This is a genomic window from Lysobacter claricitrinus (genome assembly GCF_045866565.1).
GTDB lineage: Bacteria > Pseudomonadota > Gammaproteobacteria > Xanthomonadales > Xanthomonadaceae > Cognatilysobacter > Cognatilysobacter claricitrinus.
In genome coordinates this window covers 658,961-683,799 of sequence record NZ_BAAFZV010000002.1, presented here as the reverse complement: position 1 = coordinate 683,799, position 24,839 = coordinate 658,961, and the positions used below count along the sequence as shown (strand labels likewise).

Here is a 24,839-nt window from a genome sequence, read left to right as displayed (position 1 = left end):
GTTACTCCAGACCGTCCAGAAGCGCGTCGACCTTCGCGGCGTCGAGCTTCTCGTGGTAATGCCCGTTGATGACGACGACCGGCGCACCGCAGCAGGCGGCGAGGCATTCCTCTTCGCGCTTCAGGTACACGCGGCCATCGGCCGTGGATTCGCCGACCCGGCAACCGAGCTTCTTCTCCGCGTGCGCCAGCAGATCCTGTGCGCCGTTGAGCCAGCAGCTGATGTTGGTGCAGAACGCCACGTTGTGGCGGCCGACCTTCTCGGTCTCGAACATCGAGTAGAAGCTCGCGACCTCGTACGCCCACACCGGCGGAATACCGATGTACTTCGCGACCGCGGCGATGATTTCGTCCGACAGCCAGCCGTCGTTCTGCTCCTGCGCCGCGTGCAGGCCCTGCAGCACGGCCGAGCGACGGCGATCCGCCGGGAACTTCGCCAGCCAGTGGTCGATGTGCGCGCGCGTAGCGTCCGTCAACGCGACCATTGGGTCGACGTTCTGACAGGCTTCGAAGTTGCCGGTGGCTTTCATTGCAGTGGGGGCTCCAGCGATCGACTCAGCGGTCGATCTCGCCGAAAACGACGTCGTAGGTGCCGATCATCGCGACGACGTCGGCCAGCATGTGGCCCTTGACGATCGCGTCCATCGACGAAAGGTGTGCGAAACCGGGCGCGCGCAGCTTCACGCGGAAGGGCTTGTTCGCGCCGTCGGAAACCAGGTACACGCCGAACTCGCCCTTGGGCGCTTCCACCGCCGCATAGGTCTCGCCGGCCGGCACGCAATAGCCTTCCGAAAACAGTTTGAAGTGGTGGATGAGGGCTTCCATGTCGTCCTTCATCTCTTCGCGCTTGGGGGGCGCGACCTTGAAGTTGTCGACGATCACGGGGCCGGGATTGGCCTTCAGCCACTTCACGCACTGCTGGATGATGCGGTTCGACTCCCGCATCTCGGCCACGCGGACGAGATAGCGGTCGTAGCAGTCGCCGGTCTTGCCCACCGGAATGTCGAACTCGACCTGATCGTAGCGCGCATACGGCTGCGTTTTGCGCAGGTCCCAGGCGACGCCGGAGCCACGCAGCATCGGGCCGCTCATGCCCCACGCGTGCGCATCCTCGGGCGACACCACGCCGATGCCGACGGTGCGCTGCTTCCAGATCCGGTTGTCGGTGAGCAGCGTTTCGTATTCGTCGACGCGCGCGGGGAAATCTCGCGTGAACGCTTCGACGAAGTCGAGCAGCGAACCTTCGCGCGACTCGTTGAAGCGCTTGAGGTTGTTGCCCTTGCGCCACGGCGACTCGCGGTACTTCGACATGCGATCCGGCAGGTCGCGATACACGCCGCCGGGACGGTAGTAGGCGGCATGCATGCGCGCGCCCGACACCGCCTCGTACACGTCCATCAGCTCTTCGCGCTCGCGGAAGGCGTAGAGGAAGACCGCCATCGCGCCGAGGTCGAGTGCGTTCGATCCGATCCACATCAGGTGGTTCAGGATGCGCGTGATCTCGTCGAACATCGTCCGGATCCACTGCGCGCGCTCCGGAGCTTCGATGCCGAGCAGCGTTTCGATGGCACGCACGTACGCGTGCTCGTTGCACATCATCGAAACGTAGTCCAGGCGGTCCATGTACGGAACCGACTGGTTGTACGGCTTGGATTCGGCGAGCTTTTCGGTCGCGCGATGCAGCAGGCCGATGTGCGGGTCGGCGCGACGCACGATTTCGCCGTCCATTTCGAGGATGAGGCGCAACACGCCGTGCGCGGCTGGATGCTGCGGGCCGAAGTTCAGCGTGTAGTTGCGAATTTCCGGACCAAGGCTGGTCGGTCGCAACGGCTCGGCATTCGACGGCACGGCGCTCACTTCTTCACCTCCGCGCGCTGCGCGGCTTCGCCGATCGAGGTTTCGTAGCGGGCGTCGTCACGAATGACGCGCGGCACGAGCACGCGCGGCTCGATCGTCACCGGCTGGTAGACCACGCGGCGACGTTCGGCGTCATAGCGCACTTCGACATTGCCGATCAGCGGGAAATCCTTGCGGAACGGATGACCGACGAAACCGTAGTCGGTGAGGATGCGGCGCAGGTCCGGATGGTCGTCGAAGACGATGCCGTAGAGATCGAACGCCTCGCGCTCGAACCAGTTCACGCCTGGCCACACGCCAACGAGCGACGCCACCGACGGAACCGCGTCGTCCGGCGCGAACGCTCGTACGCGAAGGCGCACGTTGTGCTGCACGGACAACAGATGCGCGACCACGGCGTAGCGACGCGCGGGCGCAATCGTCGCGCCATTAGGCTGCTCGCCCCAGACGAAGCGGCCGACGCCCTTGCCTTCGACGCCGCGCGAGAAACCTTCCGACGAGACGTCGGTGTCCCACTCGTCGCTGCCGAAGCTCAGGTAGTCGACACCGCAAAGATCGACGAGCTGCTCAAAACCGAATTCGTCGCGCAATGCACGATTCGCGGCGAGCCATGCGTCGTGCGGCAGCTCAAGCGTCATCTCGCCACGCGGCAACGCGACGGTGACAACGCCATCGGCGAAACGTTCGCGCAGGCGCGCGGCGAGAACCGGCTCGACGAGTTCCGTCACGGCGCTCATTCGCGCACGCCCTCGCGGCGATCACCGAAGTTCGTGCCGCGACGTATCTTCTTCTGCAGCTGCAGGATGCCGTACGTCAACGCTTCGGCGGTCGGCGGGCAGCCCGGCACGTAGATGTCGACCGGCACGATGCGATCGCAACCGCGCACGACCGAATACGAATAGTGGTAGTAGCCGCCGCCGTTGGCGCAGCTGCCCATCGAGATGACCCACTTCGGGTCGGGCATCTGGTCGTAAACGCGACGCAGCGCGGGCGCCATCTTGTTGACCAAGGTGCCCGCGACGATCATCACGTCGGACTGGCGCGGCGACGGACGGAACACGACGCCGAAGCGGTCGAGGTCGATGCGCGCGGCGCCGGCATGCATCATTTCCACTGCGCAGCACGCGAGACCGAATGTCATCGGCCACATCGAACCGGTGCGCGCCCAGTTCCACAGCGTGTCCAGATTCGTCGTCACGAAACCCTGCTGCATGACCGGGTTGTCGGCCTCCGGCAACAGGATGTCGTCGAGCCGCCCTTCGGGCAGCGGGTTGAACATGAGGTCGGAAATAGTCTTCATGGTGACGGCCGCCGCCTCACTCCCACTCCAGGGCGCCACGTTTCCACGCATAGGCGAAACCGATCACCAGCAGCATGAGGAAGGTGCCCATCTCGACAAGGCCGAACGGCCCGAGCTCCCGGAACACGAGCGCCCACGGAAAGACGAACGCGATCTCCAAGTCGAAGACGATGAAGATGATCGCGATCAGGTAGTAGCGCACGTTGAACTGCATGCGTGCGTCTTCGAACGCGTTGAATCCGCTTTCGTAGGGCAGCAGCTTCTCGACCGTCGGAGTCTTCGGCCCGAGGACGCGTCCAACGATGATGAGGGCGACGCCAATACCGCCGGCGACGATCAGGAACAGCAGGGTCGGCAGATATTCGGCCAGCACTCGTGTTCTCTCGGCTCTCGCGCGGCGGGCCGGCGGATGCCGCACGGCGCGCTTTGGTCACCCAGCGCCATCGCGGCCGGGGATGCTTCAGTGTGGTGCCCAAGGGGGGACTCGAACCCCCACGACCTAAGTCGCTACCACCTCAAGGTAGTGCGTCTACCAATTCCGCCACCTGGGCAAAACATGTCATCCGGGACAACTTGCTTGGGTCGTTTATGACCCGCTCCGATCTTCCGTGCCGGAGCAGCATATTGTAACTAAATCGCGCCGTTTAACCACCCTGCGACGGCGCATTTGGCGTCGTCGTCGAAGGTGCGGTTTGAACTGGCGCAGTTGCCGGCGCAGCGGTCGGAACCGACGGTGCTGCGACAGGCGCGGAAGGAATCGCGCTCGGCGCCGCCGGGATCGCGCTACCCGGCGCAGCGGGCACGGCGCCGTTCGACGCGGGCGCGTTCGGCACCTGCGCCATGATGCTGCCACCCGTCTCTGCGTCAGGCTTGCGCGAACTGCGCGAGACATTCCACGAGATGACGAGACTCAGCACGAAGAACACGACCGCGAGCCACTTCGTCGACTTCGACAGGAAGTTGGACGAACCGCGTGCACCGAAGACGGTGCCGGACGCGCCGCCGCCGAAGCCGGAACCGGCCTGCGCGCCCGCGCCACGCTGCATGAGGATCAGCGCGATCATCGCGATCGCCAGCAGCACGTAGATGATGTTGAGGAACAGCAGCATGGACAGGCCCCGTCGAGGCTCAGGGGGCGGCCGCTCGCGCGATCGCCAGGAAGTCTTCGGCCTTCAGCGATGCGCCTCCGACCAGTCCGCCGTCGACGTCAGGCTGGGCGAACAGCTCAGCCGCGTTGTCAGGCTTGACGCTACCGCCGTACAGGATCGGCAACGAGCCGCCGATTCTAGCATCGCGCTGGGAAATCTCGCCACGAATGAACGCATGAACCTCCTGCGCCTGCTCCGGCGTGGCGGTGCGGCCGGTGCCGATCGCCCACACGGGCTCGTAGGCGACCACGGCGCCCTCGAGGTCGGCAACGCCCGCCCCTGCGAAGAACGGCTCGAGCTGCTGCTCGATTCGCCACCAGGTGCGACCGGCTTCACGGTCTTCGAGGGTCTCGCCGACGCACAGGATCGGGGTCAGCCCGGCGGCCTTGGCCGCGCGGAACTTGCTGGCGACCAGCTCGTTCGATTCGTGGTGGTACTGGCGACGCTCCGAATGCCCGACCAGCCCGTAGACCGCGCCGACGTCCTTCAGCATCGACGCCGACACTTCACCGGTGTACGCGCCCTTCTCGTTCGCGCTTACGTCCTGCGCGCCGAACGCGAGGCCGCGGGCGCCGTACGTCTCGACCAGCTCGGCCAGGTACGGCAGCGGCGGCAGGATGACGCGATCAACGCCCGGCGTCGCGGCTTCGGCGACGATCGCATCCAGCAAGGACGCGGCAAACGCGCGATCTCCGTGCAGCTTCCAGTTTCCGGCGACGATTCGACGACGCATCGCGTGTTCCCCTAGAAATTCCGCGCGAAGTTTAGCCCACCCGCCGCACGCCCGATCATGACGACCATTCACGGCCTGCCGCCGATCGAAAATCCGAACGCGCGTGCACTGGTGCTGGGCAGCATGCCGGGCGGCGCGTCACTGCAGGCCGGCCGCTATTACGCGCACTCGCAGAACCTGTTCTGGCCGTTCATGGACGAACTGATCGGTGCATCGCCGGCGCTGCCGTACGAACGTCGACTCGAGCGCCTGCGCACGGCGGGAGTCGCGCTGTGGGACGTGATCGCGACATGCGAGCGCATCGGCAGTCTGGACAGTGCGATCCGCGGCGCCGTCGCGAACGATTTCGCGGCGTTCTTCGCGTCGCATCCCGGGCTGCGCGCCGTGCTGTTCAACGGCGCGACCGCAGAGGCGACGTTCCTTCGGCAAGTCCCCGACGTCGTCGTGCCGACGGCTATCCGGCTCGTACGCCTGCCGTCCACGAGCCCTGCCAATCGCTCGATCCCTACCGCGAGGAAGCTCGAGGCCTGGCGCGACGCGCTCGCCGATGCCGGCGTGCGGCTGCAGTCGACGCCGTCGGTATAGTCCGCGCATGCGCCCCACACCTGCCCGCCTGCCCGTCCTCCCGTATCGCAAGCCGACCGAGGGTCGCGATTACTGGGTGGTCGACTACGTGCTTCCGCAACCCGATCGCGTACGCGAGCGCGCGCTAGCGCGCGATGACTGGACGCTTGGCTGGCCACATCGCGAAGAAAGCTGGCCGGGCGCGCGGATCATGCCGGGGCTCGAGCCGGACGAACTCGACGGCGTCGAAGACCGCGTCAAGGCGCTGACCGGCGCGTCGAAGCTGTGGGTGCAGGCATCGCCGGACGGCGTGACGCTGAACCACAACTGCATCCAGGCCGTCGGCGACAACGAGGGCGAAGTGCGTCCGCACACCGATTCGCGTGCTCTCTGCCGCTATGCCGCTGTGCTCTATCTCAACCCGAAAGTGCCCGACGATTGCGGCACCAGTTTTTTCCGGCAACGCCTGCCGACGGGCCAGCTCGGCGGCAATTCGGTGATGCCGCCGCACAACAATCTCGTCGAAGCACTCGGCACGCGGTTCGTCGCCGACGGCAGTTTCGTCGAGGACATCGCGGTTCCACATCGATACAACCGGTTGCTGGTGTATCGCGCAAACCTGATCCACAGCGCGACGCGCTACTGGGGCCGCACACTTGAAACCAAGCGGATGGCCGCGGTGTTCTTCTGGATGGCGTGACGCTGGCCATCGGCCGCACCAACGAAAAACCCGGCCAAAGCCGGGTTTTTCATGTGGATCACTTCAACTTGATCTCGCGCAAGCGCTCTTCGAGATAGCCCTGCGCGGTGATCGCTTCGGGATAACGGCTGGGGTTCTCGGCGGTGACGCAGGACGGAAGCACGTCGATCACGAAATCCGGATTCGGGTGCAGGAAGAACGGCGTGGAATAACGCGGCTGGCGCGCCTTCTCGCCCGGCGGGTTCGTCACCCGATGCGTCGTCGACGGATACACGTGGTTGGTCAGGCGCTGCAGCATGTCGCCGATGTTGACGACGATGGTGTCGGCCTGCGCGGTGAAAGGAATCCACTCGCCCTTGCGCGACAGAACTTCCAGACCCGCCGCGCTCGCGCCCACCAGCAGCGTGATGAGGTTGATGTCCTCATGCGCACCGGCGCGCACGTTCGGAACGTCCGGCGTGGTGATCGGCGGATAGTGGATCGGGCGCAGGATGGAGTTGCCCTGGTCGGTCTTGTCGGCGAAGAACGTTTCCGGCAGGCCGATGTGCAGCGCGAGCGCGCTGAGCATGCGCGAGCCGAGCGCGTCCAGTTCGGAATACAGGCGATAGCCGACGTCACGGAACTCCGGAATTTCGGTCGGCCACACGTTCGCCGGCATGACGTCGGCGTACTTCGAATCGCGCGGAATCTCGCGACCGATGTGGAAGAACTCCTTGAGGTCGAAGTGCTGCGCGCCCTTGGCGGTTTCGATGCCGAACGGCGTATAGCCACGCGCGCCACCGCCGCCGGCGATGTGGTACTTGCGCTTGACGTCGTCGGGCAGCGCGAAGAACTCCGCGAACACGCGGTAGGCATCGTCGATCAGCTGCTGCGAAATGCCGTGGTTGCGGATGCCGGCAAAACCCCATTCGCGGTAGGTCGCGCCGAGTTCGGCGACGAACGCATCGCGGTCTGCGCTGCTGCCCGCATTGTCGAAACGCTGGATGTCGAGGGTTGGAATCTGGCTCATGTCGGTTCTCTGTTCGAGACGCCAGTGTGCGACACCGGCGGCTCCATCGATTTGATCGAAATCAGGCGGCCGCCGCCTGCACCGCGGCGGCGAGCCGCTCGAGCGTGGCGTCGACGAGTGCATCGTCGTCGGCTTCCACCGTGACGCGGACAACCGGCTCGGTACCGGACGGGCGCAGGAACGCGCGGCCGCGACCCGCAACCGCCTGCTGCGCGTCGGCCAGCGCGTTTTTCACGCTGTCCGCTTCGGCCGGCTTCGCGCCCGCGGCGCAACGCACGTTGATCGTCTTCTGCGGCACGCGACGCAGGCCTTCAAGCGCCTGCGTCAGCGACATGCCACGACGGCCAAGCACTTCCAGCACCTGCAGCGCGCTGACCACGCCGTCGCCGGTGCTCACGCGGTCGAGGCAGAGCAGATGGCCGGACGCTTCGCCGCCGAGCACGCCGTCGTGCGCGACCAGTTGCTGGTGCACGTAGCGATCACCGACCTTCGCGCGCAGGAAATTGATACCGCGCTGGCCGAGCGCCTGCTCGAGGCCGAAATTGCTCATCAGCGTGCCGACCACCGGGCCGCGCAGGCGACCGTTGGCCTGCCAGTCGGTCGCGAGCACGTAGATCAGGTCATCGCCATCGCGCACGCGGCCTTCGCCGTCGACGAACAACACGCGGTCGCCGTCGCCGTCGAATGCGATGCCCAGATCCGCGCCCGACTCGACGACCGCTTTCGCGAGCAGTTCGGGATGCGTCGAACCCACGCCATCGTTGATGTTGGTGCCGTTGGGCTCGACGCCGATGGTGGTGACGCGCGCGCCGAGCTCGCGGAATACGACCGGCGCAACCTGGTACGTCGCGCCGTTCGCGCAGTCCATCACGATGCGCATGCCGCCGAGGTCGAACCCCTTGGGCACCGAGTTCTTGCAGGCTTCGACGTAGCGGCCCAGCGCATCGCGTGCGCGCACGGCCTTGCCGAGTTCGTCCGACGCCACGGTGCGGAACGGTTCGTCGAGTGCGGCTTCGATCGCCAGCTCGGTGTCGTCGTCGAGCTTCTCGCCTTCCGAGGAGAAGAACTTGATGCCGTTGTCGTAGTGCGGGTTATGCGACGCCGAGATCACGATGCCGCCGTCCGCACGCAGCGAACGCGTGAGGTGCGCGACGGCGGGCGTGGGCATCGGGCCCATCAGCTGGACGTCGACGCCGGCGGCGACCAGGCCGGCTTCCAGCGCTGCCTCGAACATGTAGTTCGAGATGCGCGTGTCCTTGCCGATGATGACCACCGGCTTGCGCCACGTGGGCGCGCGCGAACGCAGCGCATGGCCATAGGCGTTGCCCAGGCGGAGCACGAAGTCGGCGGAAATAGCGCCCTCGCCGACTCGCCCGCGAATACCGTCGGTACCGAAATAGCGGCGGCTCATGCGGCGTCGGCTTCCGGCTTGGGCTGCTTCATCATCATCGCGAGCAGATGCGACAGGCGATCGCGCATTTCGCGACGGTCGCAGATCATGTCGATGGCGCCGTGGTCGAGCAGGAATTCCGAACGCTGGAAACCTTCCGGCAGTTTTTCGCGCACGGTCTGCTCGATCACGCGCGGTCCTGCGAAGCCGATCAGCGCCTCGGGCTCGGCGATGTTGACGTCGCCCAGCATCGCGAAGGACGCGGACACGCCGCCGGTGGTCGGATGGGTGAGCACCGAGATGTATGGCAGGCCGGCGTCGCGCAGGCGGCCGAGCGCGGCCGACGTCTTGGCCATCTGCATGAGCGAGAACAGCGACTCCTGCATGCGCGCGCCGCCCGAAGCGGAGAAGTTCACGAACGGGCAGCCGATCTCCAGCGCGGTTTCCGCTGCGCGGGTGAAGCGCTCGCCCACCACGGAGCCCATCGAGCCGCCCATGAACGCGAAATCGAACGACGACGCGACCAGGTCGCGTCCGTCGAGCGTGCCGCGCATCGCGACCAGCGCGTCGCGCTCGCCGGTCGACTTCTGCGCCGCCTTGATGCGGTCGGAATACTTCTTCTGGTCGCGGAATTTCAGGACGTCGGTCGGGCCGAGGTCCGCCGCGATCTCGCTCGTGCTCCCGGCGTCGAACAGTGACGCGAGGCGCGCGCGCGCGCGGATCGCCATGTGGAAGCCACATTTCGGGCAGACCTCGAGGTTTTCCTCGAGCTCCGGGCGGTACAGCGCGGTCGCGCAGCGGTCGCACTTTTCCCACAAACCTTCCGGAACGCTGCGGCGGCGCTGCGTGCCTTCGGTGCGGATGCCGGACGGCATCAGTTTCTTGAGCCAGGACATGCTGGAGGCTCTCCCCTGTCGGACAAACGGCCGCCACGCGGCCAGCGGGTCAGTGTAGCGCAGGGCTCCTGGCCGGCCGGTCGCGCCGGTGGGCGGCGGCCGGGCGGACTGCGACTGCGGTCAGGCGTCGAGTGCGGCGCGCAGCGGCGCCAGGAAGGCCCGGGCGGCGCCGGGCGGGTCGACGGCTTCGGCCAGCGCCGACACCAGCGCGCTGCCGACCACCACGCCGTCGGCGTCGACCGCCATCGCGGCGGCGCTTGCGGCGTCCTTGATGCCGAAGCCGGCGACCACCGGCACGTCGGTACCTTCCCGGATCGCGCGCAGGCGCTCGCCAGCGGCGCCGGTGTCGAGGCGGTCCGCGCCGGTCACGCCGGCGAAGCTGACGTAGTAGAGATAGCCGCGCGCCAGCGTCTGCAGCATCGCGATGCGCGCGTCCGACGACGTCGGCGAGGCCAGCAGGATCAGCGCGACGCCCGCCGCCTCGAACGCGTCGCGAAACTCCGCGGCTTCTTCCGGCGGCAGGTCGACCAGCAGGATGCCGTCGACGCCCGACTCCGCCGCGAGTTTCGCGAACGCCGCCGGCCCGCGGATTTCCACCGGGTTGAGGTAGCCCATCAGCACGACCGGCGTGTCGGCGTCGCGGGTGCGGAACTCGCGCACGCAGCGCATCACGTAATCGATGCCGACGCCGCGGGTCAACGCGCGCTCGGAGCTGCGCTGGATCGTCGGGCCGTCGGCCATCGGGTCGGAGAACGGCACGCCCAATTCGATGACGTCGGCACCCGCCTCGACCAGCGCGTGCATCACCGGCACGGTGGATTCGAGCGACGGATCGCCCGCGGTCACGAACGGGACGAGGGCCTTGCGGCCGGTGGATTTGAGTTGCGCGAAACGCGTGTCGATGCGGGACATGGAATCCGGGAGTCGGTGGCGCACCTTGCTGGAAGGTGCCGGCGGGCGGCGGTCGATCAGCGCGGCCGTCGCCATCGCGGAGTCGTGTTGCATGCGCGATGCATCAGAGCGAGAGCCCGTCGCGCGCGGCGATGGTGTGCACGTCCTTGTCGCCGCGGCCTGACAGGTTGCACAGCACCAACGCGTCCTTCGGCATGTCGCGCGCGAGCTTGATCGCCTGCGCGATCGCGTGGCTCGATTCGAGCGCCGGCAGGATGCCCTCGGTACGCGCGAGTCGGTGGAACGCTTCAAGCGCCTCATCGTCGGTGACGCCGACGTACTGCGCACGGCCGGTGTCCTTGAGGAACGCGTGCTCCGGGCCCACGCCCGGATAGTCGAGACCCGCCGACACCGAATGCGTCTCGATGATCTGCCCGTCGTCGTCGCAGATGACATACGTGCGATTGCCGTGCAGCACACCGGGACGACCCGCGGCGAGCGACGCGGCATGGCGTCCGGTATCGATGCCGTCACCCGCGGCTTCGGCGCCGACGAGGCGCACATCGCGGTCATTGAGGAAGGCGTGGAAGATGCCGATCGCATTGCTGCCACCGCCGACGCATGCGGTCACCGCATCCGGAAGACGACCGTATTCGGCGAGCATCTGTGCCCTCGCCTCGCGACCGACGATCGCGTTGAAGTCACGCACCATGCGCGGGTACGGGTCGGGGCCCGCGACGGTGCCGATGATGTAGAACGTGTCGCGCACGTTCGTCACCCAGTCGCGCATCGCTTCGTTGAGTGCATCCTTCAGCGTCGCCGAACCGCTCGTCACCGGCACGACGGTCGCACCAAGCAGCTTCATGCGATAGACGTTGATCTTCTGGCGCTCGATGTCGGTCGCGCCCATGTAGACGACACATTCGAGGCCGAGTCGCGCGGCCACCGTCGCGCTCGCGACGCCGTGCTGGCCAGCGCCCGTCTCCGCGATGATGCGCGTCTTGCCCATGCGGCTGGCGAGCAGCGCCTGGCCGATGGTGTTGTTGATCTTGTGCGCGCCGGTGTGGTTCAGGTCTTCGCGCTTGAGCAGAATGCGCGCGCCTCCGACTTCGCGGCTCAAGCGCTCGGCGAAATAGATCGGGCTCGGTCGACCCACGTAATGCGCGAGGTCGCGGTCGAACGCATCGACGAACGCGGGATCGAGGCGCGCGGCGTCGTAGGCGTCGGCCAGCTCCTGCAGTGGGCCCATCAATGTTTCGGCGACGAACCGGCCGCCGAAGCGACCGAAGTGGCCGTCGGCGTCGGGATAGGCGTTGTAGTCGTCGACCGTGGGGAGCGGTGCAGCGTCGGACATCGTCGGGGCCGGCAGAACGCGGGAGCGCCAGCCAGTTTAGGCCATCAACAGGCCGCGACGGCTGCGTCGGTATGGCAATCCGCGCGACGCACTTCCTCGACGAAGCGACGCATCTTGTCGCCGTCCTTGATGCCGGGCGCGACCTCGACACCGCTGGACACGTCGACCGCCCATGGCGTCGCGGTGATCAGCGCATCGAACACGTTCTCGGGGGTCAGGCCGCCGGCGAGCGCGTAGGGCTTCTGCAGGTCCTTCGGGATGCGCGACCAGTCGAACGTCTTGCCGCTGCCGCCGCTCTCGCCCGCCTTGTGGCTGTCGAGCAGGAAGCCCGCAGCGCCCGGGAAGCGCAGCTGCAGGTAGTGCGGCGCCATGATGTCCTCGCCCATCGGCACCACCTTGAGGTACGGCAGGCCGAACGAACGACAGAACGAGTCGTCCTCGTTGCCGTGGAACTGGAGCAGGCTCGGGCGCACCTGGCGGACGACGTCGCGCACTTCCTCCAGCGAGTTGTCCTGGAACAGCGCCACCGCATCGACCAGCGGCGCGAGCGCCTGGCGCATGGCGCGGGCTTCTTCCGGCGCAATCCGGCGCGGGCTCTTGGGCGCGAACACGAAGCCGATGCCGTCGACGCCGAGCTCGCATGCCAGGCGGACGTCGCCCGGACGGGTGAAACCACAGAACTTGATGCGGGTACGGAAGAGGGTTCGATTCACAGGGTGACCTCGGGGGGAAGGTGCCATTCCGCGGGGTAGCGCGGGCCCAGGAAAACCAGTCCGGCCGACGGCGCCGTCGGGCCGGCGCGCGTGCGGTCCCGGCCTTCGAGCAACTCGGCGATCCAGCCTTCCGGCTTGTCGCCACGGCCCACCATCAGCAGGCTGCCGACAATGTTGCGGACCATGTGGTGCAGAAACGCGTTCGCCTGGACTTCGATCTCGACGACCTCATCGACACGGCGGACGAGGATCTCCTGCATCTCGCGCCGTGCATGCGCGGCCTGGCAGTGCACGGTGCGGAACGCGGAGAAATCGCGCTCGCCGATGAGCGACTGTGCCGCCCGGTGCATCGCGGCCGCGTCAAGCGGTCGGCGCTCCCAGGCGAGCATCTGGCGACCGAGCGCCGGCCGGATCGGGCGGTTGAGGATGCGATAGACGTAGCGCCGCGCGCGCGCCGAGAACCGGGCGTTGAAGTCGCGCGGCACTTCGCGGCACCAGAGCGTGGCCACTTCGGGCGGGAGTTTCGACGTGGCGCCCAGCGTCCAGCCGCGCGGATCCCGGCGCACCGGTGAGTCGAAATGCGCGACCTGGCAGGCCGCGTGGACGCCCGCGTCCGTGCGCCCGGCGCAGGTGATTTCGATCGACGTGCCGGCGACGAACGACAAGGCGGCCTCGACCGTGGCCTGCACGGTCGGAAGCGGCGTGGGTTCGGGTTCGCCGTGCGCACTGAGGCGCTGCCAGCCGCTGAAGCCGGTCCCGTCGTACTCGACGCCGATCGCGTACCGCGTTGACTCGCCGGGGGCCGGCTCCATGGCCGCGCCGTCGGTCATCCCATGTCCTGCAGCATCTTCGCGGCGACGCCGCGGGTGGTTGCGTCACCGGACGCCGCCACTTCGGCGAGCAGGCTGCGCGCGCGTTCCTTGTCGCCCATGTCGAGGTAGGCCTGCGCGAGTTCGAGGCGTTCGACGCTGCCGCCATCGCCGGACGGCGTGCCCAACGGCAGGTCGACCGGCGCCGGCGCGGGCACCGCGGCTTTCGCGGGGGCGCGCCGACGCGGTGTCTTGGCGGCGGCCGGCGTTCGATCCCACGACGGCGTCGCGTCGACCGGCGCGACCGGCTCGGGCGCGGCGACCGGCGCGGCCGGGAACGCGTCGGCCAGCGACGGACGCGGCTCGGTGGACGGCGCACGGAAAACCGGTTCGCGACGCGTGCGACGACGCAGCCAGGTCGCTGCGGCGAGGCCGAGGATCACGAGAACCCCGAAGCCGATCCACGGCAGCGACGACGACGCGGGTTGCGCGGGCGCCGGCGCAGGTGGCTGCGTCGCCTTGCGCTGCTGCGCGGCGGCGAGCTGCGAGTTCTGCATCGCGAGCAGCTTCTGCTGGTCCGTCTGCAGCTTCTCGAGTTCCGCCACGCGGCTCTTGAGCTCCTGCACCTCGGCGTCGCGCGCCGCCAGCGTTTCCTTGGTCTGCACGAGTTCCTGTCGAAGCATTTCCCCCTCACCTCCGGCTTTCAGGCCGGACTGCGTGCCGCCGCGGGCCGTACGGCCTGCGCCGGGCGGAACGATTTCAAGTCGACCGCCCGCTTCCGCAGATGCGGACGCCGCGCGGGCCGGCTCCGCCGCCTGGGCGACCGGTGCCTGCGGCTGCGTCCGCGCCTGCCGCCACTGACGGGTGTACGTACGGACCAGATCGGCCGCCTCACGCGCTTCCACCGCCTGCAATTCCGGCGTCGCCGGCACGCGCAGCACGCTGCCGCTGCGCAGCTGGTTGAGGTCGCCACCGACGAACGCTTCGGGGTTCGCGCGCAGCAGGCCGATCATCGTCTGCTGGCTGGTCGCGCCTTCCGGGGCCACGCGGGCGGCGACCTTCGACGCGCTGTCGCCCGGCCGTACCTGGTATTCGGTGCCCGACGACGACGGCGCGGCCGGCTGGGCGGCGATCGGCGCAGCTGGCGTCGCAGCGGGTGCCGGTGCCGGCGTCGCAACGGGTGCGGGCGCTTCCGGCGTCGGCGCGGGGGTCGGCTCGACCGCGACCGGACGTTCGACCACGGCCGGCGCATCCACAGCCGGTGCCTGCACCACGACCGCGGGTTCCGCATCGATCGAGCCCGGCTGGGCGACCGTCGCGGTGTACTCGCGAACCAGCCTGCCCTCGCCCCAGTCGACCTGGATCAGGAAATCGAGCAGCGGCTGGGTGACCGGCTGGTCCGTGGTGATGCGGATGACGGGCCGGCCCTGCGTGTCGGTGCCGACCGTGAAATGCAGGTCGGCGACGATGCCTACCGGCGGCTCGAGGCCGACGCGGGTGAAGGTTTCCGGGGAGGCGAGCGCGGCATCGAGATTGACGAGTTCGGAGGGGTCATTGCTGACCACCGGGATCTCGGCGAGCAGCGGCTGCCCGAGACCCGACTTCACCTGCAACTGCCCCAGGCCGAGCGCGTGGGCCGACCCGCTCGCCAGCGCGAGGACCAGCAGCCCGACGGATCGCAACAATGGCCTCACGGATGTCTCCCCCTCGTTCCGCAGCGACTCTAGCAGGCCGGGCCCGCGTCGCACGAGCGGTGCGACGCGGGCGCTGCCGCCTTATTCGGCGATGACGAGCTCTGCGAGCTGCACCGCGTTGAGCGCCGCGCCCTTGCGGATGTTGTCCGCGGTGACCCACAGCGACAGCCCGCGCGGATGCGAAATGTCCTCGCGGATACGGCCGACGTAGACCGCGTCGTTGCCCGATGCATGCGTCACCGGCGTCGGGTAGCCGCCCGGTTGGCGCTCATCGACCACTTCCAGGCCCGGCGACGCTTCGAGCAACTCGCGCGCGCGCTCCGCGGTCATCTTGTCGCGCGTCTCGATGTGCACCGCCTCGGAGTGTCCGTAGAACACCGGCACGCGCACCACGGTCGGGTTCACCTGGATGCTGTCGTCGCCGAGGATCTTGCGCGTCTCCCAGACCAGCTTCATTTCCTCACTGGTGTAACCGTTGTCCAGGAAGTCGCCGCCGTGCGGGATCACGTTGAACGCGATCTGCACCGGGTAGACCTCCGGCTTCGGATCCTGGAAGTTGAGCATCGCCGCCGTCTGGCGACCGAGCTCTTCCAGCGCGCGACGCCCCGTGCCGGACACCGACTGGTAGGTCGCGACGTTGATGCGCTCGATGCCGGCCTCGCGATGGATAGGCGCGAGCGCGACCATCAGCTGCATGGTCGAGCAGTTGGGGTTGGCGATGATCCCGCGCGGCCGGTTCTTCAGCGCCTCGGGATTCACTTCCGAGACCACCAGCGGCACGTCGTCCATGTAACGGAACGCGGACGAGTTATCGATCACGACCGCGCCGGCCTGCGCGAACTTCGGGCCGTACTCCTTCGAGATGTCGCCGCCGGCGGAGAACAGCGCGATGTCGACGCCGGCCGGATCGAACGTGGCGAGATCCTGCACGACGATCTTGCGATTCCGGAAGTCGATCTTCTCGCCGGCCGAGCGTTCGCTCGCGAGCAGGTGCAGCTCGCCGATCGGGAAGTTGCGCTCGGCCAGCACCTTCAGCATCGCTTCGCCAACCGCGCCGGTTGCGCCCACGACTGCGACATTCACGGGGTTCTTCATGGATCTCGTTCTCTCTTGAGCCATCGCGCCAGCACTCGGCCTGGTACGCGACGGCGGAATATTTGGATTGTCAGGCAACGCACGTCGCGGCGCAGGCGAGCGTCGCGCCCACGGCGCGCGCAGCGGCTGGCCGCTATCGTTTTTTCACGTCGCCGCACTGCGCGCGATGGCGCAGCGCCTGGTCCATCAGGACGAGTGCGACCATCGCCTCGCAGATCGGCGTTGCACGAATGCCGACGCAGGGATCGTGCCGACCCGTCGTCACCACCTCGACCGCATTGCCGTCGACATCGACGCTGTCGACCGGCAGTCGAAGGCTCGACGTCGGCTTGAACGCGACCGAGCAATGCAGCGGCTGCCCGGTGCTGATGCCGCCGAGGATGCCGCCGGCATGGTTCGTATCGAAGCGCGGCAGGCCGGCATCGCCCGGGCGCATGACGTCGCGATGCACCGAGCCGCGCATCGGCACCGCATCGAAACCGTCGCCGATCTCGACGCCCTTCACCGCGTTGATGCTCATCAGCGCGGCGGCAAGCTCGCCGTCGAGCTTGCCGTAGATCGGCTCGCCCCAACCCGGCGGCAGCCCCAGCGCGATGACTTCGACGCGCGCGCCGACCGAATCGCCGGACTTGCGCAGCGCGTCCATGTAGGCCTCCAGCTCCGCGACCTGCGTGCCGTCGGGCCAGAAGAACGGGTTGGATTCGACGTCGCTCCAGTCCGGGATGTCCGGACACGACGAGCGGATTTCGCCGAGCTGCGACAGATGGCCGCGCACCTCGACATCGAAGGCATGCGCCAGCCACTTCTTGGCGATGACGCCTGCGGCGACACGCATCGTCGTTTCACGCGCGCTGGACCGCCCGCCGCCGCGCGGATCGCGAACGCCGTACTTGGCGTGGTACGTGTAGTCCGCGTGGCCGGGGCGGAACTGCTGCGCGATCGCCGCGTAATCCTTGCTGCGTGCGTCCGTGTTGCGGATCAGCAGCGCGATCGGCGTGCCGGTGGTGACGCCTTCGTACACGCCGCTGAGGATCTCGACCTCGTCCGCCTCGTGGCGCTGCGACGTGTGGCGGCTGCGGCCGGTGGCGCGGCGTTCGAGGTCGCGCGCGAAATCCTCGACCGCGATCGGCAGGCCCGGCGGGCAACCGTCGACCACGCAGCCGATCGCCGGACCGTGGCTTTCGCCGAAGGTCGTGACGCGCAGCAGGTGGCCGAAGGTGTTCAAGGCGTCAGGCGCGCGCGTCGGCGAGGTCGCGGATGCGCGCGTGGTGCTCGACCAGGTCGTCGCGCTCGACGACGAAGATGCCCATCTGCCCGACCTTGAACTCGACCCACGCGAGCGGCAGCTCCGGCAGCAGGTCGCCCAGCGCGCGTTCCGCTTCACCGACTTCACAGATCAGCAGGCCGTTCTCGGTGAGATGCTCGGGCGCGTCGCGCAGGATGCGCAGCGCGAGGTCGAGTCCGTCGTCGCCCGCGCGCAGGCCGAGGTCCGGCTCGTACGAGTACTCGCGCGGCAGCGCGTCGGTCTCGTCGTTGGTGACGTACGGCGGGTTGGTGACGATGAGGTCGAAGCGCTCGCCCTGGAGGCCGTCGAACAGGTCCGACTTCACGAACGACACGTTCGGAACCTGCAGGCGTTCCTTGTTCTCCGCGGCGAGCGACAGCGCTTCGTCGCTGATGTCGATGCCGACGACGTCCCAATGCGGGTGGTAGTGCGCGGTCGCGATCGCGATGCAACCCGAGCCGGTGCAGAGATCGAGAACGCGTTCGACATCGCGCTCACCCAGCCACGGTTCGAAACCGGCGGTGATCAGTTCGGCGATGGGCGAACGCGGCACCAGTGCGCGGCGGTCGGACTTGAAGCTGAGGCCGGCGAACCACGCCTCGCCCGTGAGGTAGGCGGCCGGCACGCGCTCCTCGATGCGGCGACGGAACAGCTCGAGCACGCTTCGCATCTCGTCCTCGGTCACGCGCGAGGCGCCGTAGACCGGGCTGAGGTCGTGCGGCATGTGCAAGGCGTGCAGGACGAGCTGCGTCGCCTCGTCCAGCGCGTTGTCGTAGCTGTGCCCGAACGTCAGGCCGGACGCGCCGAAGAGCGAACCGCCGTGGCGGATCAGGTCGATGATCGAGACCTGTTGAAAGGTCGGAAGGCCAGCGCCCATTGACGTCGCACACGCAGGAAGGCCCGCGATTATAGCGGGCGGCCGGTATCATCGCCGGTCCCGTCGGGCCTGGAGCCGACCATGTTCAACCGGACGACGCTGGTCGTTCTCGCCATCGCGCTCGCGGCGGGCCTCGGCCTGGTCGCCGCGCGCCACGTGTTCGCGCCGGCCGCATCGACCGCGCCTGCGCTGAAAGCCGTGCACCTGATCGCGCCGCGCGAGCTTCCCGCGTTCGCCCTGCGCCAGTCCGACGGCACGCAACTCGTGCCGGGCGAACTGAAGGGCCACTGGACGCTCGTCTTCCTCGGCTTCACGCATTGCCCGGACGTCTGCCCGACCACGCTCGCCGGCATGGCGGGCGCGCAGAAGCAGTGGGAAGCGCTGCCGGAAACGACGCGTCCGCGCCTGCTGTTCGTCTCGGTCGATCCCGACCGCGACACCCCCGATCGCGTCGGCGAATACACGCACGCATTCCACCGCGACACGCTCGCAGCCACTGCCGATGTACCGACGCTCGAACGCTTTGCACGTTCCATTGGCCTCGTGTTCGAGAAGATGCCGCCCGCGGCCGGTGCGCCGGACGATGCCTATTCGGTCGATCACAGCGCCGCGATGGTCGCGCTGGATCCGGAAGGCCGCATGGCAGGGCTGGTGCAACCGCCGCTCGATCCCGCTGCGATCGCCGCGGACCTCACGACTTTGACGAAGACGATGCGATGAGCCTGGTCACCCGCCTCACCTACGCCCTGCCCCATCGCGTGCTGTCGTCGGCCGCGCGTTCGCTTGCGTACTCGAAGCACCCACGCGTCAGCCGCTGGCTGATCGACACCGTGACGCGCAAGTTCGGTGTCGACCTCGAGGAAGCGGCGGAATCCGACCCGCGTTCCTACGAGTCGTTCAACAGCTTCTTCACCCGCGAACTGAAGACGGGCGCGCGCGTCGCGCATGCCGATGCCGATTCGCTGTTGATGCCGGCGGACGGCCGCATCAGCCAGTGCGGGCCGATCCGCAACGGCGAGATCTTCCAGGCGAAGGGCCGCAGCTTCACCGCCGCGGAACTCCTCGGCAGCGAAGCCGATGCACAGCCGTTCGCGAATGGCGTGTTCGCCACCGTCTACCTGTCACCGCGCGACTACCACCGCGTGCACATGCCCTGGACCGGCACGCTGAAGCGCACCGTGCACGTGCCGGGTCGCCTGTTCAGCGTCGGCCCGAACGCCGTACGCCTGGTGCCGCGACTGTTCGCACGCAACGAGCGCCTGGTCTGCCACTTCGACACCGACTTCGGTCCCATGGTGATGGTGATGGTGGGCGCGCTGCTCGTGTCGGGCGTCGAAACCGTTTGGAGTGGCGTCGAGATTCCGCAATACGGCGACCGGATCAACGTGAAGACGTACGAGCGGGGCATCACCATCGAGCGCTTCGCCGAAATGGCGCGCTTCAACTACGGCTCGACCGTGATCGTGCTGCTGCCCGCGGGCGTGGCGACGCTCGATCCCTCCTTGCAGGCCGAATCGGCCGTGCGCCTCGGTGACAGGCTCGCAACGCTGTCACGACGCTAAAGCCGTTGGCGCGACGGACGGCGGGGCGGCGACCTCGACGCTCTCTTAGCATCGCCATTCCACAAGCGAAGGAATCGCCATGCGCACGACCCAGACAATCGTGTTGACGCTCGGCCTCGCGACGGTCGGCATCGCGACCGCCCAGACGCCGCACCCCGCGACGAAGACCATGCCCGCCCGCATGCCGACCACGACCGCCGGCCGGACCACGCCGTCGCCTGCGATCATCGTGCAGGGCGGCATCACGCCGCAGCCCGGCTGTTCACCGACGGCAGCGGGCACCGGCTCGACGCCGAGTTCCGCGATCGGTCCGAAGCAGGACGATCCCGTCGGGCCGCATCCGAACAGCCAAATGACTGCCGCAGCGGTCGCTTCATCGACCGGCGCGGTGGCGATCGGTCCGAAACAGGATGACCCGAGCCCGCCGCCACCGCCGGCGGCCGGCCTCAAGTGCACGCCGGCGGCGCACTGATCGCGCAACAACCGGTCGCACATCGAAGAAGAAACGCGCCGTCACCGGCGCGTTTTTTTGCTGCCGATCAGCCCTCGCAACCCTGCAGCTTCAACGTCTGCCCGCGCTTGAGCGCGTTCGCGCGCTTGATGCCGTTCGCCTTCGCGAGGTCGTCGACGTCGCAGCCGAACTTCTTCGCGATGGTCGACAGCGACTCGCCTTCCTGCACGCGATAGCTTTTCGGCGCGCGCGATTTCGCTGCGGGCTTCACGCGCGACTTTGTGTCGCTGTCGGCGCTCACTGCGCGCTGCGTATCGGTGGCCGCTGGCACTGGGCGGACCGGCGGCGTCACGGGCGATGTCGCCTGCGACGAGGGGCCGGCCGGCACCGTATCGGAGGGCGCGGTATCGCCGTCGTCGCTCGGCACGGTCTGCAACGTGCCGGTCCGAACGACCGCGCGACTCGGATCGCTCAGCACCAGCGTCTTGGCGAGGTCCGCACGCGCGCCGCTCACGCACCAGCGGTTGTAGGCGCTGACGATGCGCGTGGTCGCGTTGAGCGTGGTGCCGCTCGCGAGGAACGTTTCCGGCTGGTAGCGCGGGTTGAGGTTGCGCAGCGTGCGCATGTAGCCCTCGCGAACGCCCTTGTTGCCCAGGCAGATTCCGAGCTGGTAGATCGAGGCGGGCTGCGACAGACGCAGCGGCGCGGGCCGGGTGGAAACCTTCGGGAACGTCAGTCCGTATTCCTTGGGATGCAGGAACAGCCACGCCGCGCCGATCACCATCGGCACGTAGTCGCGCGTTTCCGGCGGGAACTGGTTGTAGACGGACTCGTCCCAGAACGACCGTGCGCCCGTGCCCTGGTAGACGCGCAACGCACGGCCTTCGCCGCCGTTGTACGCGGCGAGCGCGAGTTCGATGTTGCGATTGAGCTGGCCCATGCGCTCGTTGAGATATTCGGCGCTGGCCTGCGCGGCCGAACGCGGGTCGTAGCGGGTATCGAAACCGGTGCCGTCGTCGCCCAGGCCGAAACGCTTGCCCGTCGCGTACATGAACTGCATCGGGCCGGCGGCGCCGGTGCGCGACGTCGCATGCACCTTGCCGTTGGATTCCTTGGCCATGATCCCGAAAAGCAGCGCTTCCGGCAGGCCGCGACGCTCGTACTCGGGCCACATCAGGTAGCGCATGTACTGGTAATTCTCGTAGCTCGACAGCAGCGAGCCACGCATGTCCGTCAGCCAGCGACGGATCGCCTGCTGCACGGCCGGGTTGTATTCGACCATGCGATCGAACCGGTGATCCTCCGACAGCAGCGCAGCGGCGTGCGCGGCTTCGGGCACGTTGGCGGCGGCGCCTTCATGACCGATCGAATCGGCTGGCAGCGGCGCTTCGTCCTCGTCGTCCGCATCGGCGTCCACCGACTGCTTGAGCAACCGGTTGTAGCTGGCGAGAAACGTGTTGACCGGGCATCCGCGCAGCTGGATGCAGGCGTTCATCACGTCCTCCATGTCCTGCAGCGCGGCGTCGCTTTCGGTCTGCGCGCCCGGGTCGTCGTTGCGCACGCCGATGCCGGCCTTGGTGAAGCGCGCCTCCGCGGCCTGCATGCGCTGGTTGAGTGCGTCCACGCTCACCGTCTCGCGACGGGCCGCGAACGTGAGCGAGGGAACGAGGAGAAGCGCGGCGGCGCAGGCGAGCGACAGCCGGTAGCGAAGGATTCGGGGGGTCATCACGGGGGACGGTACGGCAGGAGCGCCCGAGCGTAGCCTTCGTTCGCGCGCCGGGGCAAGGAACCTCATCCGCAATCCGGCGCGTTCGCATCGGGTGGTTAGAATCCGGTCATCCCCCGATGCGACCGCCCGATGACGCCTTCGATCCTGCTGGGCAAAACCGCGCCGCCCGAGCTCAAGCCAGTCGAACTTCCCGCCCGCAGCGGCAACCGGCACGGACTCGTCGCCGGAGCGACCGGCACCGGCAAGACCGTTTCGCTGATGACGCTCGCCGAAGGCTTTTCGCGCATCGGCGTTCCCGTGTTCATGGCCGACGTGAAGGGCGATGTCGCCGGCCTCGCGATGGCCGGCGCACCGAGCGAGCGGCTGCAGACGCGACTGTCGACGCTGGGCATCACCGACCACGCACCCGAAGCCAATCCGGTGATCTTCTGGGACCTGTTCGGCTCATCCGGACATCCTGTGCGCGCGACAGTGTCGGAGGTCGGCCCGATCCTGCTGGCGCGCATGCTCGAGCTCAACGACACGCAGGCCGGCGTGCTCGACATCGCGTTCAAGCTCGCCGACGACCAGGGGCTGCTGCTGCTCGACCTCGACGACCTGCGCGCAGTGCTCGGGCACCTGGCGGACGAGCGCAAGGCCATCTCGACGCAGTACGGCCTCGTGAGCACGCCATCGATCGCCGCGATCCAGCGTGCGCTGCTGCGGCTGGAATCCGATGGCGGCCATCAGTTCTTCGGCGAACCCGCGCTGCAGCTGGCGGACCTGATGCGCACCACGCCCGACGGCCGCGGCGTCATCGGCGTGCTGGCGGCCGAGAACCTCGTACTGAAGCCGCGCCTGTATTCGACGTTCCTCTTGTGGCTGTTGTCCGAACTGTTCGAGCAACTGCCGGAAGTCGGCGACGTCGACCAGCCCAAGCTCGTTTTCATCTTCGACGAAGCGCACCTGTTGTTCGACGACGCGACACCCGCGCTGCAGCAGCGCGTCGAGCAGGTGGTGCGGCTGATCCGTTCGAAGGGCGTCGGCGTCTACTTCTGTTCGCAGTTTCCCGACGACGTACCGGGCGAGATCCTCGGGCAGCTCGGCAATCGCGTGCAGCACGCGCTGCGAGCGTTCACGCCGCGCGACCAGAAAGCGGTGCGTGTCGCGGCGGAAACCTTCGTACCGAATCCGAAGATCGAGATCGAAGCTGCGCTCACGCAACTCGCGATCGGCGAAGCGCTGGTGTCGGTGCTGTCGGCCGAAGGCGTGCCCTCGCCCGTCGAGCGCGTGCTGATCGCACCACCGCGTTCGCGGATTGGGTCGATCACGGCCGCCGAGCGGCAGCAGTTGCGCGCGACGAGTCCCGTCGGTGCGAAGTACGACCAGCCACTCGATCGCGAGTCCGCCTCCGAACTGCTCGCGCGTCGCGCGGAAGCGCCGCCCGCTCCGCCCGTGTCCACGCCTCCCCCACCGCGCGCTACGCCTGCGCCGCGCGCGTCGAATCGGCAGGGCATCGTCGAGACGATGGCGAAGCAGGCCGCACGCACGGTGGGCAACCAGCTCGGTCGGCAGATCGTTCGTGGCCTGCTCGGCAGTCTGCTGGGCGGCCGTGGACGATGACGGCGCGGCACGAGCGCGGCTGACGCGATGGGCCGCTGGCGTCCGCCCGCCGAACACAGCACCGCGTTGATCACGCGCGACGGCTTCGAGCGCATGAAGGCCGAACTCGACGATCTGTGGCGCGTGCAGCGCCCGGAGATCGTGCGCGCGTTGTCCGCGGCCGCGGCGGAAGGCGACCGCTCGGAAAACGCGGAATACATCTATCGCAAGAAGCAGCTGGGTGAACTCGACCGTCGCGTGCGTTACCTCAGCAAGCGCGTGCCGTCGCTGAGAGTGATCGAGGCGCCGCCGTCGGATCGCGACGCGGTCTTCTTCGGCGCGACCATCGAGCTCGAGGATGCGGAAACCGGCGACCCGCTGCGCTACCGCATCGTCGGCCCGGACGAAGCGGAGCCGTCGAAGGGCGACATCAGCATCGACTCACCCGTGGCGCGCGGGCTGTTGAAGAAGCGCGTCGACGACGAGATCGAGGTGCAACTTCCGTCCGGGCCGCGACGCGTCGTCATCGTCGACATCGCCTACCCGAACTGATCAGCGACGGCGCGGCTCGGCCTGGAGCGCGGCGTCGATCACGTCATCCGGCGCGTCGATCAGCGACATGCACACCGCGCCCGGTACGCGCTTGGTCGTACGCTCCGGCGCAGGCTTCTTCGTCGAGCCCTGAGGCCACGTGCGCTGCGAAATCAGCTTGCCGGTCAGCAGGTTCCAGCTGATGCGGTAGCCGTCGTTCGAACCCGTGCGGTCGTAGCGCTCGGCGTCGAACCCGATCAGCCCCATGCAATCCTGGTTCGAATCAAGCCGGAAGCGGTAGGTCGACTCGGTCGCCATCGTGCCGCCGGTCATCTGCTCGACCACGACGACATGCTTCTGCACGCTCACGTGCGGCGAGTCGAACGGCGAGGATGGCAACTCCAGCACGTCGATCACCACCGGATCGTTCTCGTGCGGCGTGTGATCGAAATGCGCCACCGCGACACGCGCGCCTTCATCACCGCTGTAGACGAAGACGGCGTCGTCGCTCCCGTCGCGCAGGATCGGCGCGTCGACGCGCTGCACGAGTTTCATGCCGGGAAAGTGATCCGCGAGCGGCTTCGCCGCCGATGCCGCGAACGTCGTGGTCGCGACCGCGACCGCCAGTATAAAGCGCATCCCTCGCCCTCCCACGCGGCCGATGCCGCGGG

At 67.9% G+C, this 24,839-nt stretch carries 27 protein-coding genes and 1 tRNA gene; 6 read left to right on the top strand and 22 right to left on the bottom strand.

Translation table 11 applies throughout. The features are described from left to right. Position 1 precedes the first annotated feature (1 nt). The 8 genes from nuoE to tpiA form a co-directional block, all read right to left on the bottom strand. Positions 2–529, bottom strand: coding sequence for an NADH-quinone oxidoreductase subunit NuoE (gene nuoE / locus ACKTTN_RS08085; protein ID WP_407909346.1), 528 nt, complete (start codon positions 527–529; stop codon positions 2–4). Between the two features lie 25 nt (positions 530–554). Next, the gene (locus tag ACKTTN_RS08080) at positions 555–1,856 is read right to left on the bottom strand and encodes an NADH-quinone oxidoreductase subunit D (protein WP_407909345.1); all 1,302 of its coding nucleotides are present in this window, start codon (positions 1,854–1,856) and stop codon (positions 555–557) included. Beyond that, positions 1,853–2,593 carry an NADH-quinone oxidoreductase subunit C gene (locus ACKTTN_RS08075; RefSeq protein ID WP_407909344.1) on the bottom strand — a complete coding sequence of 247 codons (741 nt, stop codon included), beginning with the start codon at positions 2,591–2,593 and terminating at the stop codon, positions 1,853–1,855. Before ACKTTN_RS08075 ends, ACKTTN_RS08080 begins: the two co-directional genes overlap by 4 nt. Beyond that, positions 2,590–3,156 (bottom strand): NuoB/complex I 20 kDa subunit family protein, encoded by a 567-nt coding sequence (locus ACKTTN_RS08070; protein ID WP_407909343.1) that lies wholly within the window; start codon positions 3,154–3,156, stop codon positions 2,590–2,592. The genes ACKTTN_RS08075 and ACKTTN_RS08070 overlap by 4 nt, the downstream gene beginning before the upstream one ends. Before the next feature lie 16 nt (positions 3,157–3,172). Beyond that, positions 3,173–3,529, bottom strand: a complete 357-nt coding sequence (locus ACKTTN_RS08065; protein WP_407909342.1) for an NADH-quinone oxidoreductase subunit A — start codon at positions 3,527–3,529, stop codon at positions 3,173–3,175. A gap of 93 nt (positions 3,530–3,622) precedes the next feature. Continuing rightward, positions 3,623–3,707: transfer RNA gene (locus ACKTTN_RS08060), tRNA-Leu, on the bottom strand. Between the two features lie 93 nt (positions 3,708–3,800). Continuing rightward, a complete protein-coding gene (gene secG, locus ACKTTN_RS08055) occupies positions 3,801–4,265 on the bottom strand; it encodes a preprotein translocase subunit SecG (RefSeq protein WP_407909341.1) in 465 nt (154 codons plus the stop codon). 19 nt (positions 4,266–4,284) lie between these two features. Continuing rightward, positions 4,285–5,037, bottom strand: a complete 753-nt coding sequence (tpiA, locus tag ACKTTN_RS08050; protein ID WP_407909340.1) for a triose-phosphate isomerase — start codon at positions 5,035–5,037, stop codon at positions 4,285–4,287. A gap of 57 nt (positions 5,038–5,094) precedes the next feature. On the opposite strand from tpiA, the gene ACKTTN_RS08045 reads away from it, so the two are divergent. Next, positions 5,095–5,622: a DNA-deoxyinosine glycosylase gene (locus ACKTTN_RS08045; RefSeq protein WP_407909339.1), complete on the top strand. Its 528-nt coding sequence runs from the start codon at positions 5,095–5,097 to the stop codon at positions 5,620–5,622. Between the two features lie 7 nt (positions 5,623–5,629). Then, complete coding sequence (locus ACKTTN_RS08040) at positions 5,630–6,301, top strand: DUF6445 family protein (protein ID WP_407909338.1); 672 nt, start codon at positions 5,630–5,632, stop codon at positions 6,299–6,301. Positions 6,302–6,359: 58 nt separating this feature from the next. Here ACKTTN_RS08040 and ACKTTN_RS08035 read toward each other — a convergent pair whose 3' ends face one another. From ACKTTN_RS08035 to prmB, 11 genes are all read right to left on the bottom strand, one after another. Then, positions 6,360–7,310, bottom strand: coding sequence for an isopenicillin N synthase family dioxygenase (locus tag ACKTTN_RS08035; RefSeq protein WP_407909337.1), 951 nt, complete (start codon positions 7,308–7,310; stop codon positions 6,360–6,362). 61 nt (positions 7,311–7,371) lie between these two features. Continuing rightward, a complete protein-coding gene (gene glmM, locus ACKTTN_RS08030; RefSeq protein WP_407909336.1) occupies positions 7,372–8,721 on the bottom strand; it encodes a phosphoglucosamine mutase in 1,350 nt (449 codons plus the stop codon). Beyond that, positions 8,718–9,596, bottom strand: a complete 879-nt coding sequence (gene accD, locus ACKTTN_RS08025; protein ID WP_407909335.1) for an acetyl-CoA carboxylase, carboxyltransferase subunit beta — start codon at positions 9,594–9,596, stop codon at positions 8,718–8,720. Before accD ends, glmM begins: the two co-directional genes overlap by 4 nt. A 120-nt stretch (positions 9,597–9,716) precedes the next feature. Continuing rightward, positions 9,717–10,508 carry a tryptophan synthase subunit alpha gene (trpA, locus tag ACKTTN_RS08020; RefSeq protein WP_407909334.1) on the bottom strand — a complete coding sequence of 264 codons (792 nt, stop codon included), beginning with the start codon at positions 10,506–10,508 and terminating at the stop codon, positions 9,717–9,719. 103 nt (positions 10,509–10,611) lie between these two features. Then, on the bottom strand, positions 10,612–11,841 hold the full coding sequence (gene trpB, locus ACKTTN_RS08015) for a tryptophan synthase subunit beta (protein WP_407909333.1): 1,230 nt from the start codon (positions 11,839–11,841) through the stop codon (positions 10,612–10,614). A gap of 44 nt (positions 11,842–11,885) precedes the next feature. After that, complete coding sequence (locus ACKTTN_RS08010) at positions 11,886–12,554, bottom strand: phosphoribosylanthranilate isomerase (RefSeq protein WP_407909332.1); 669 nt, start codon at positions 12,552–12,554, stop codon at positions 11,886–11,888. Beyond that, positions 12,551–13,366, bottom strand: a complete 816-nt coding sequence (gene truA, locus ACKTTN_RS08005; protein WP_407910043.1) for a tRNA pseudouridine(38-40) synthase TruA — start codon at positions 13,364–13,366, stop codon at positions 12,551–12,553. Before truA ends, ACKTTN_RS08010 begins: the two co-directional genes overlap by 4 nt. Before the next feature lie 14 nt (positions 13,367–13,380). Continuing rightward, positions 13,381–15,057: a type IV pilus assembly protein FimV gene (locus tag ACKTTN_RS08000; RefSeq protein WP_407909331.1), complete on the bottom strand. Its 1,677-nt coding sequence runs from the start codon at positions 15,055–15,057 to the stop codon at positions 13,381–13,383. A gap of 81 nt (positions 15,058–15,138) precedes the next feature. Then, positions 15,139–16,152, bottom strand: a complete 1,014-nt coding sequence (locus ACKTTN_RS07995) for an aspartate-semialdehyde dehydrogenase (protein ID WP_407909330.1) — start codon at positions 16,150–16,152, stop codon at positions 15,139–15,141. Between the two features lie 133 nt (positions 16,153–16,285). Then, positions 16,286–17,377: a chorismate synthase gene (gene aroC, locus ACKTTN_RS07990; RefSeq protein ID WP_407909329.1), complete on the bottom strand. Its 1,092-nt coding sequence runs from the start codon at positions 17,375–17,377 to the stop codon at positions 16,286–16,288. A gap of 4 nt (positions 17,378–17,381) precedes the next feature. Further along, positions 17,382–18,314, bottom strand: a complete 933-nt coding sequence (gene prmB / locus ACKTTN_RS07985; protein ID WP_407909328.1) for a 50S ribosomal protein L3 N(5)-glutamine methyltransferase — start codon at positions 18,312–18,314, stop codon at positions 17,382–17,384. Between the two features lie 81 nt (positions 18,315–18,395). Here prmB and ACKTTN_RS07980 point away from each other — a divergent pair, with 81 nt between their 5' ends. After that, positions 18,396–19,034 carry an SCO family protein gene (locus ACKTTN_RS07980; protein ID WP_407909327.1) on the top strand — a complete coding sequence of 213 codons (639 nt, stop codon included), beginning with the start codon at positions 18,396–18,398 and terminating at the stop codon, positions 19,032–19,034. Next, on the top strand, positions 19,031–19,876 hold the full coding sequence (gene asd / locus ACKTTN_RS07975; RefSeq protein WP_407909326.1) for an archaetidylserine decarboxylase: 846 nt from the start codon (positions 19,031–19,033) through the stop codon (positions 19,874–19,876). Before ACKTTN_RS07980 ends, asd begins: the two co-directional genes overlap by 4 nt. 45 nt (positions 19,877–19,921) lie before the next feature. Here asd and ACKTTN_RS07970 read toward each other — a convergent pair whose 3' ends face one another. Then, positions 19,922–20,371, bottom strand: a complete 450-nt coding sequence (locus ACKTTN_RS07970) for a hypothetical protein (protein ID WP_407909325.1) — start codon at positions 20,369–20,371, stop codon at positions 19,922–19,924. 44 nt (positions 20,372–20,415) lie between these two features. After that, positions 20,416–22,053 carry a transglycosylase SLT domain-containing protein gene (locus tag ACKTTN_RS07965; RefSeq protein WP_407909324.1) on the bottom strand — a complete coding sequence of 546 codons (1,638 nt, stop codon included), beginning with the start codon at positions 22,051–22,053 and terminating at the stop codon, positions 20,416–20,418. A 132-nt stretch (positions 22,054–22,185) separates the two neighbouring features. On the opposite strand from ACKTTN_RS07965, the gene ACKTTN_RS07960 reads away from it, so the two are divergent. Then, complete coding sequence (locus ACKTTN_RS07960; protein ID WP_407909323.1) at positions 22,186–23,658, top strand: helicase HerA-like domain-containing protein; 1,473 nt, start codon at positions 22,186–22,188, stop codon at positions 23,656–23,658. A gap of 27 nt (positions 23,659–23,685) precedes the next feature. After that, positions 23,686–24,189 (top strand): transcription elongation factor GreB, encoded by a 504-nt coding sequence (gene greB, locus ACKTTN_RS07955; RefSeq protein ID WP_407909322.1) that lies wholly within the window; start codon positions 23,686–23,688, stop codon positions 24,187–24,189. Here greB and ACKTTN_RS07950 read toward each other — a convergent pair whose 3' ends face one another. Next, entirely contained in the window at positions 24,190–24,807 is a 618-nt protein-coding gene (locus tag ACKTTN_RS07950; RefSeq protein WP_407909321.1) for a hypothetical protein, read from the bottom strand. Between the last annotated feature and the right edge of the window lie 32 nt (positions 24,808–24,839).

Bases quoted from the DNA above. Each gene is read 5' to 3' on its own strand.
- nuoE (WP_407909346.1), bottom strand. From the start codon at position 529: ATGAAAGCCACCGGCAACTTCGAAGCCTGTCAGAACGTCGACCCAATG.
- ACKTTN_RS08075 (WP_407909344.1), bottom strand. From the start codon at position 2,593: ATGAGCGCCGTGACGGAACTCGTCGAGCCGGTTCTCGCCGCGCGCCTG.
- ACKTTN_RS08070 (WP_407909343.1), bottom strand. From the start codon at position 3,156: ATGAAGACTATTTCCGACCTCATGTTCAACCCGCTGCCCGAAGGGCGG.
- secG (WP_407909341.1), bottom strand. From the start codon at position 4,265: ATGCTGCTGTTCCTCAACATCATCTACGTGCTGCTGGCGATCGCGATG.
- tpiA (WP_407909340.1), bottom strand. From the start codon at position 5,037: ATGCGTCGTCGAATCGTCGCCGGAAACTGGAAGCTGCACGGAGATCGC.
- ACKTTN_RS08045 (WP_407909339.1), top strand. From the start codon at position 5,095: ATGACGACCATTCACGGCCTGCCGCCGATCGAAAATCCGAACGCGCGT.
- ACKTTN_RS08040 (WP_407909338.1), top strand. From the start codon at position 5,630: ATGCGCCCCACACCTGCCCGCCTGCCCGTCCTCCCGTATCGCAAGCCG.
- ACKTTN_RS08035 (WP_407909337.1), bottom strand. From the start codon at position 7,310: ATGAGCCAGATTCCAACCCTCGACATCCAGCGTTTCGACAATGCGGGC.
- glmM (WP_407909336.1), bottom strand. From the start codon at position 8,721: ATGAGCCGCCGCTATTTCGGTACCGACGGTATTCGCGGGCGAGTCGGC.
- accD (WP_407909335.1), bottom strand. From the start codon at position 9,596: ATGTCCTGGCTCAAGAAACTGATGCCGTCCGGCATCCGCACCGAAGGC.
- trpA (WP_407909334.1), bottom strand. From the start codon at position 10,508: ATGTCCCGCATCGACACGCGTTTCGCGCAACTCAAATCCACCGGCCGC.
- trpB (WP_407909333.1), bottom strand. From the start codon at position 11,841: ATGTCCGACGCTGCACCGCTCCCCACGGTCGACGACTACAACGCCTAT.
- truA (WP_407910043.1), bottom strand. From the start codon at position 13,366: ATGGAGCCGGCCCCCGGCGAGTCAACGCGGTACGCGATCGGCGTCGAG.
- ACKTTN_RS07995 (WP_407909330.1), bottom strand. From the start codon at position 16,152: ATGAAGAACCCCGTGAATGTCGCAGTCGTGGGCGCAACCGGCGCGGTT.
- prmB (WP_407909328.1), bottom strand. From the start codon at position 18,314: ATGGGCGCTGGCCTTCCGACCTTTCAACAGGTCTCGATCATCGACCTG.
- ACKTTN_RS07980 (WP_407909327.1), top strand. From the start codon at position 18,396: ATGTTCAACCGGACGACGCTGGTCGTTCTCGCCATCGCGCTCGCGGCG.
- asd (WP_407909326.1), top strand. From the start codon at position 19,031: ATGAGCCTGGTCACCCGCCTCACCTACGCCCTGCCCCATCGCGTGCTG.
- ACKTTN_RS07970 (WP_407909325.1), bottom strand. From the start codon at position 20,371: ATGTGCGACCGGTTGTTGCGCGATCAGTGCGCCGCCGGCGTGCACTTG.
- ACKTTN_RS07965 (WP_407909324.1), bottom strand. From the start codon at position 22,053: ATGACCCCCCGAATCCTTCGCTACCGGCTGTCGCTCGCCTGCGCCGCC.
- ACKTTN_RS07960 (WP_407909323.1), top strand. From the start codon at position 22,186: ATGACGCCTTCGATCCTGCTGGGCAAAACCGCGCCGCCCGAGCTCAAG.
- greB (WP_407909322.1), top strand. From the start codon at position 23,686: ATGGGCCGCTGGCGTCCGCCCGCCGAACACAGCACCGCGTTGATCACG.
- ACKTTN_RS07950 (WP_407909321.1), bottom strand. From the start codon at position 24,807: ATGCGCTTTATACTGGCGGTCGCGGTCGCGACCACGACGTTCGCGGCA.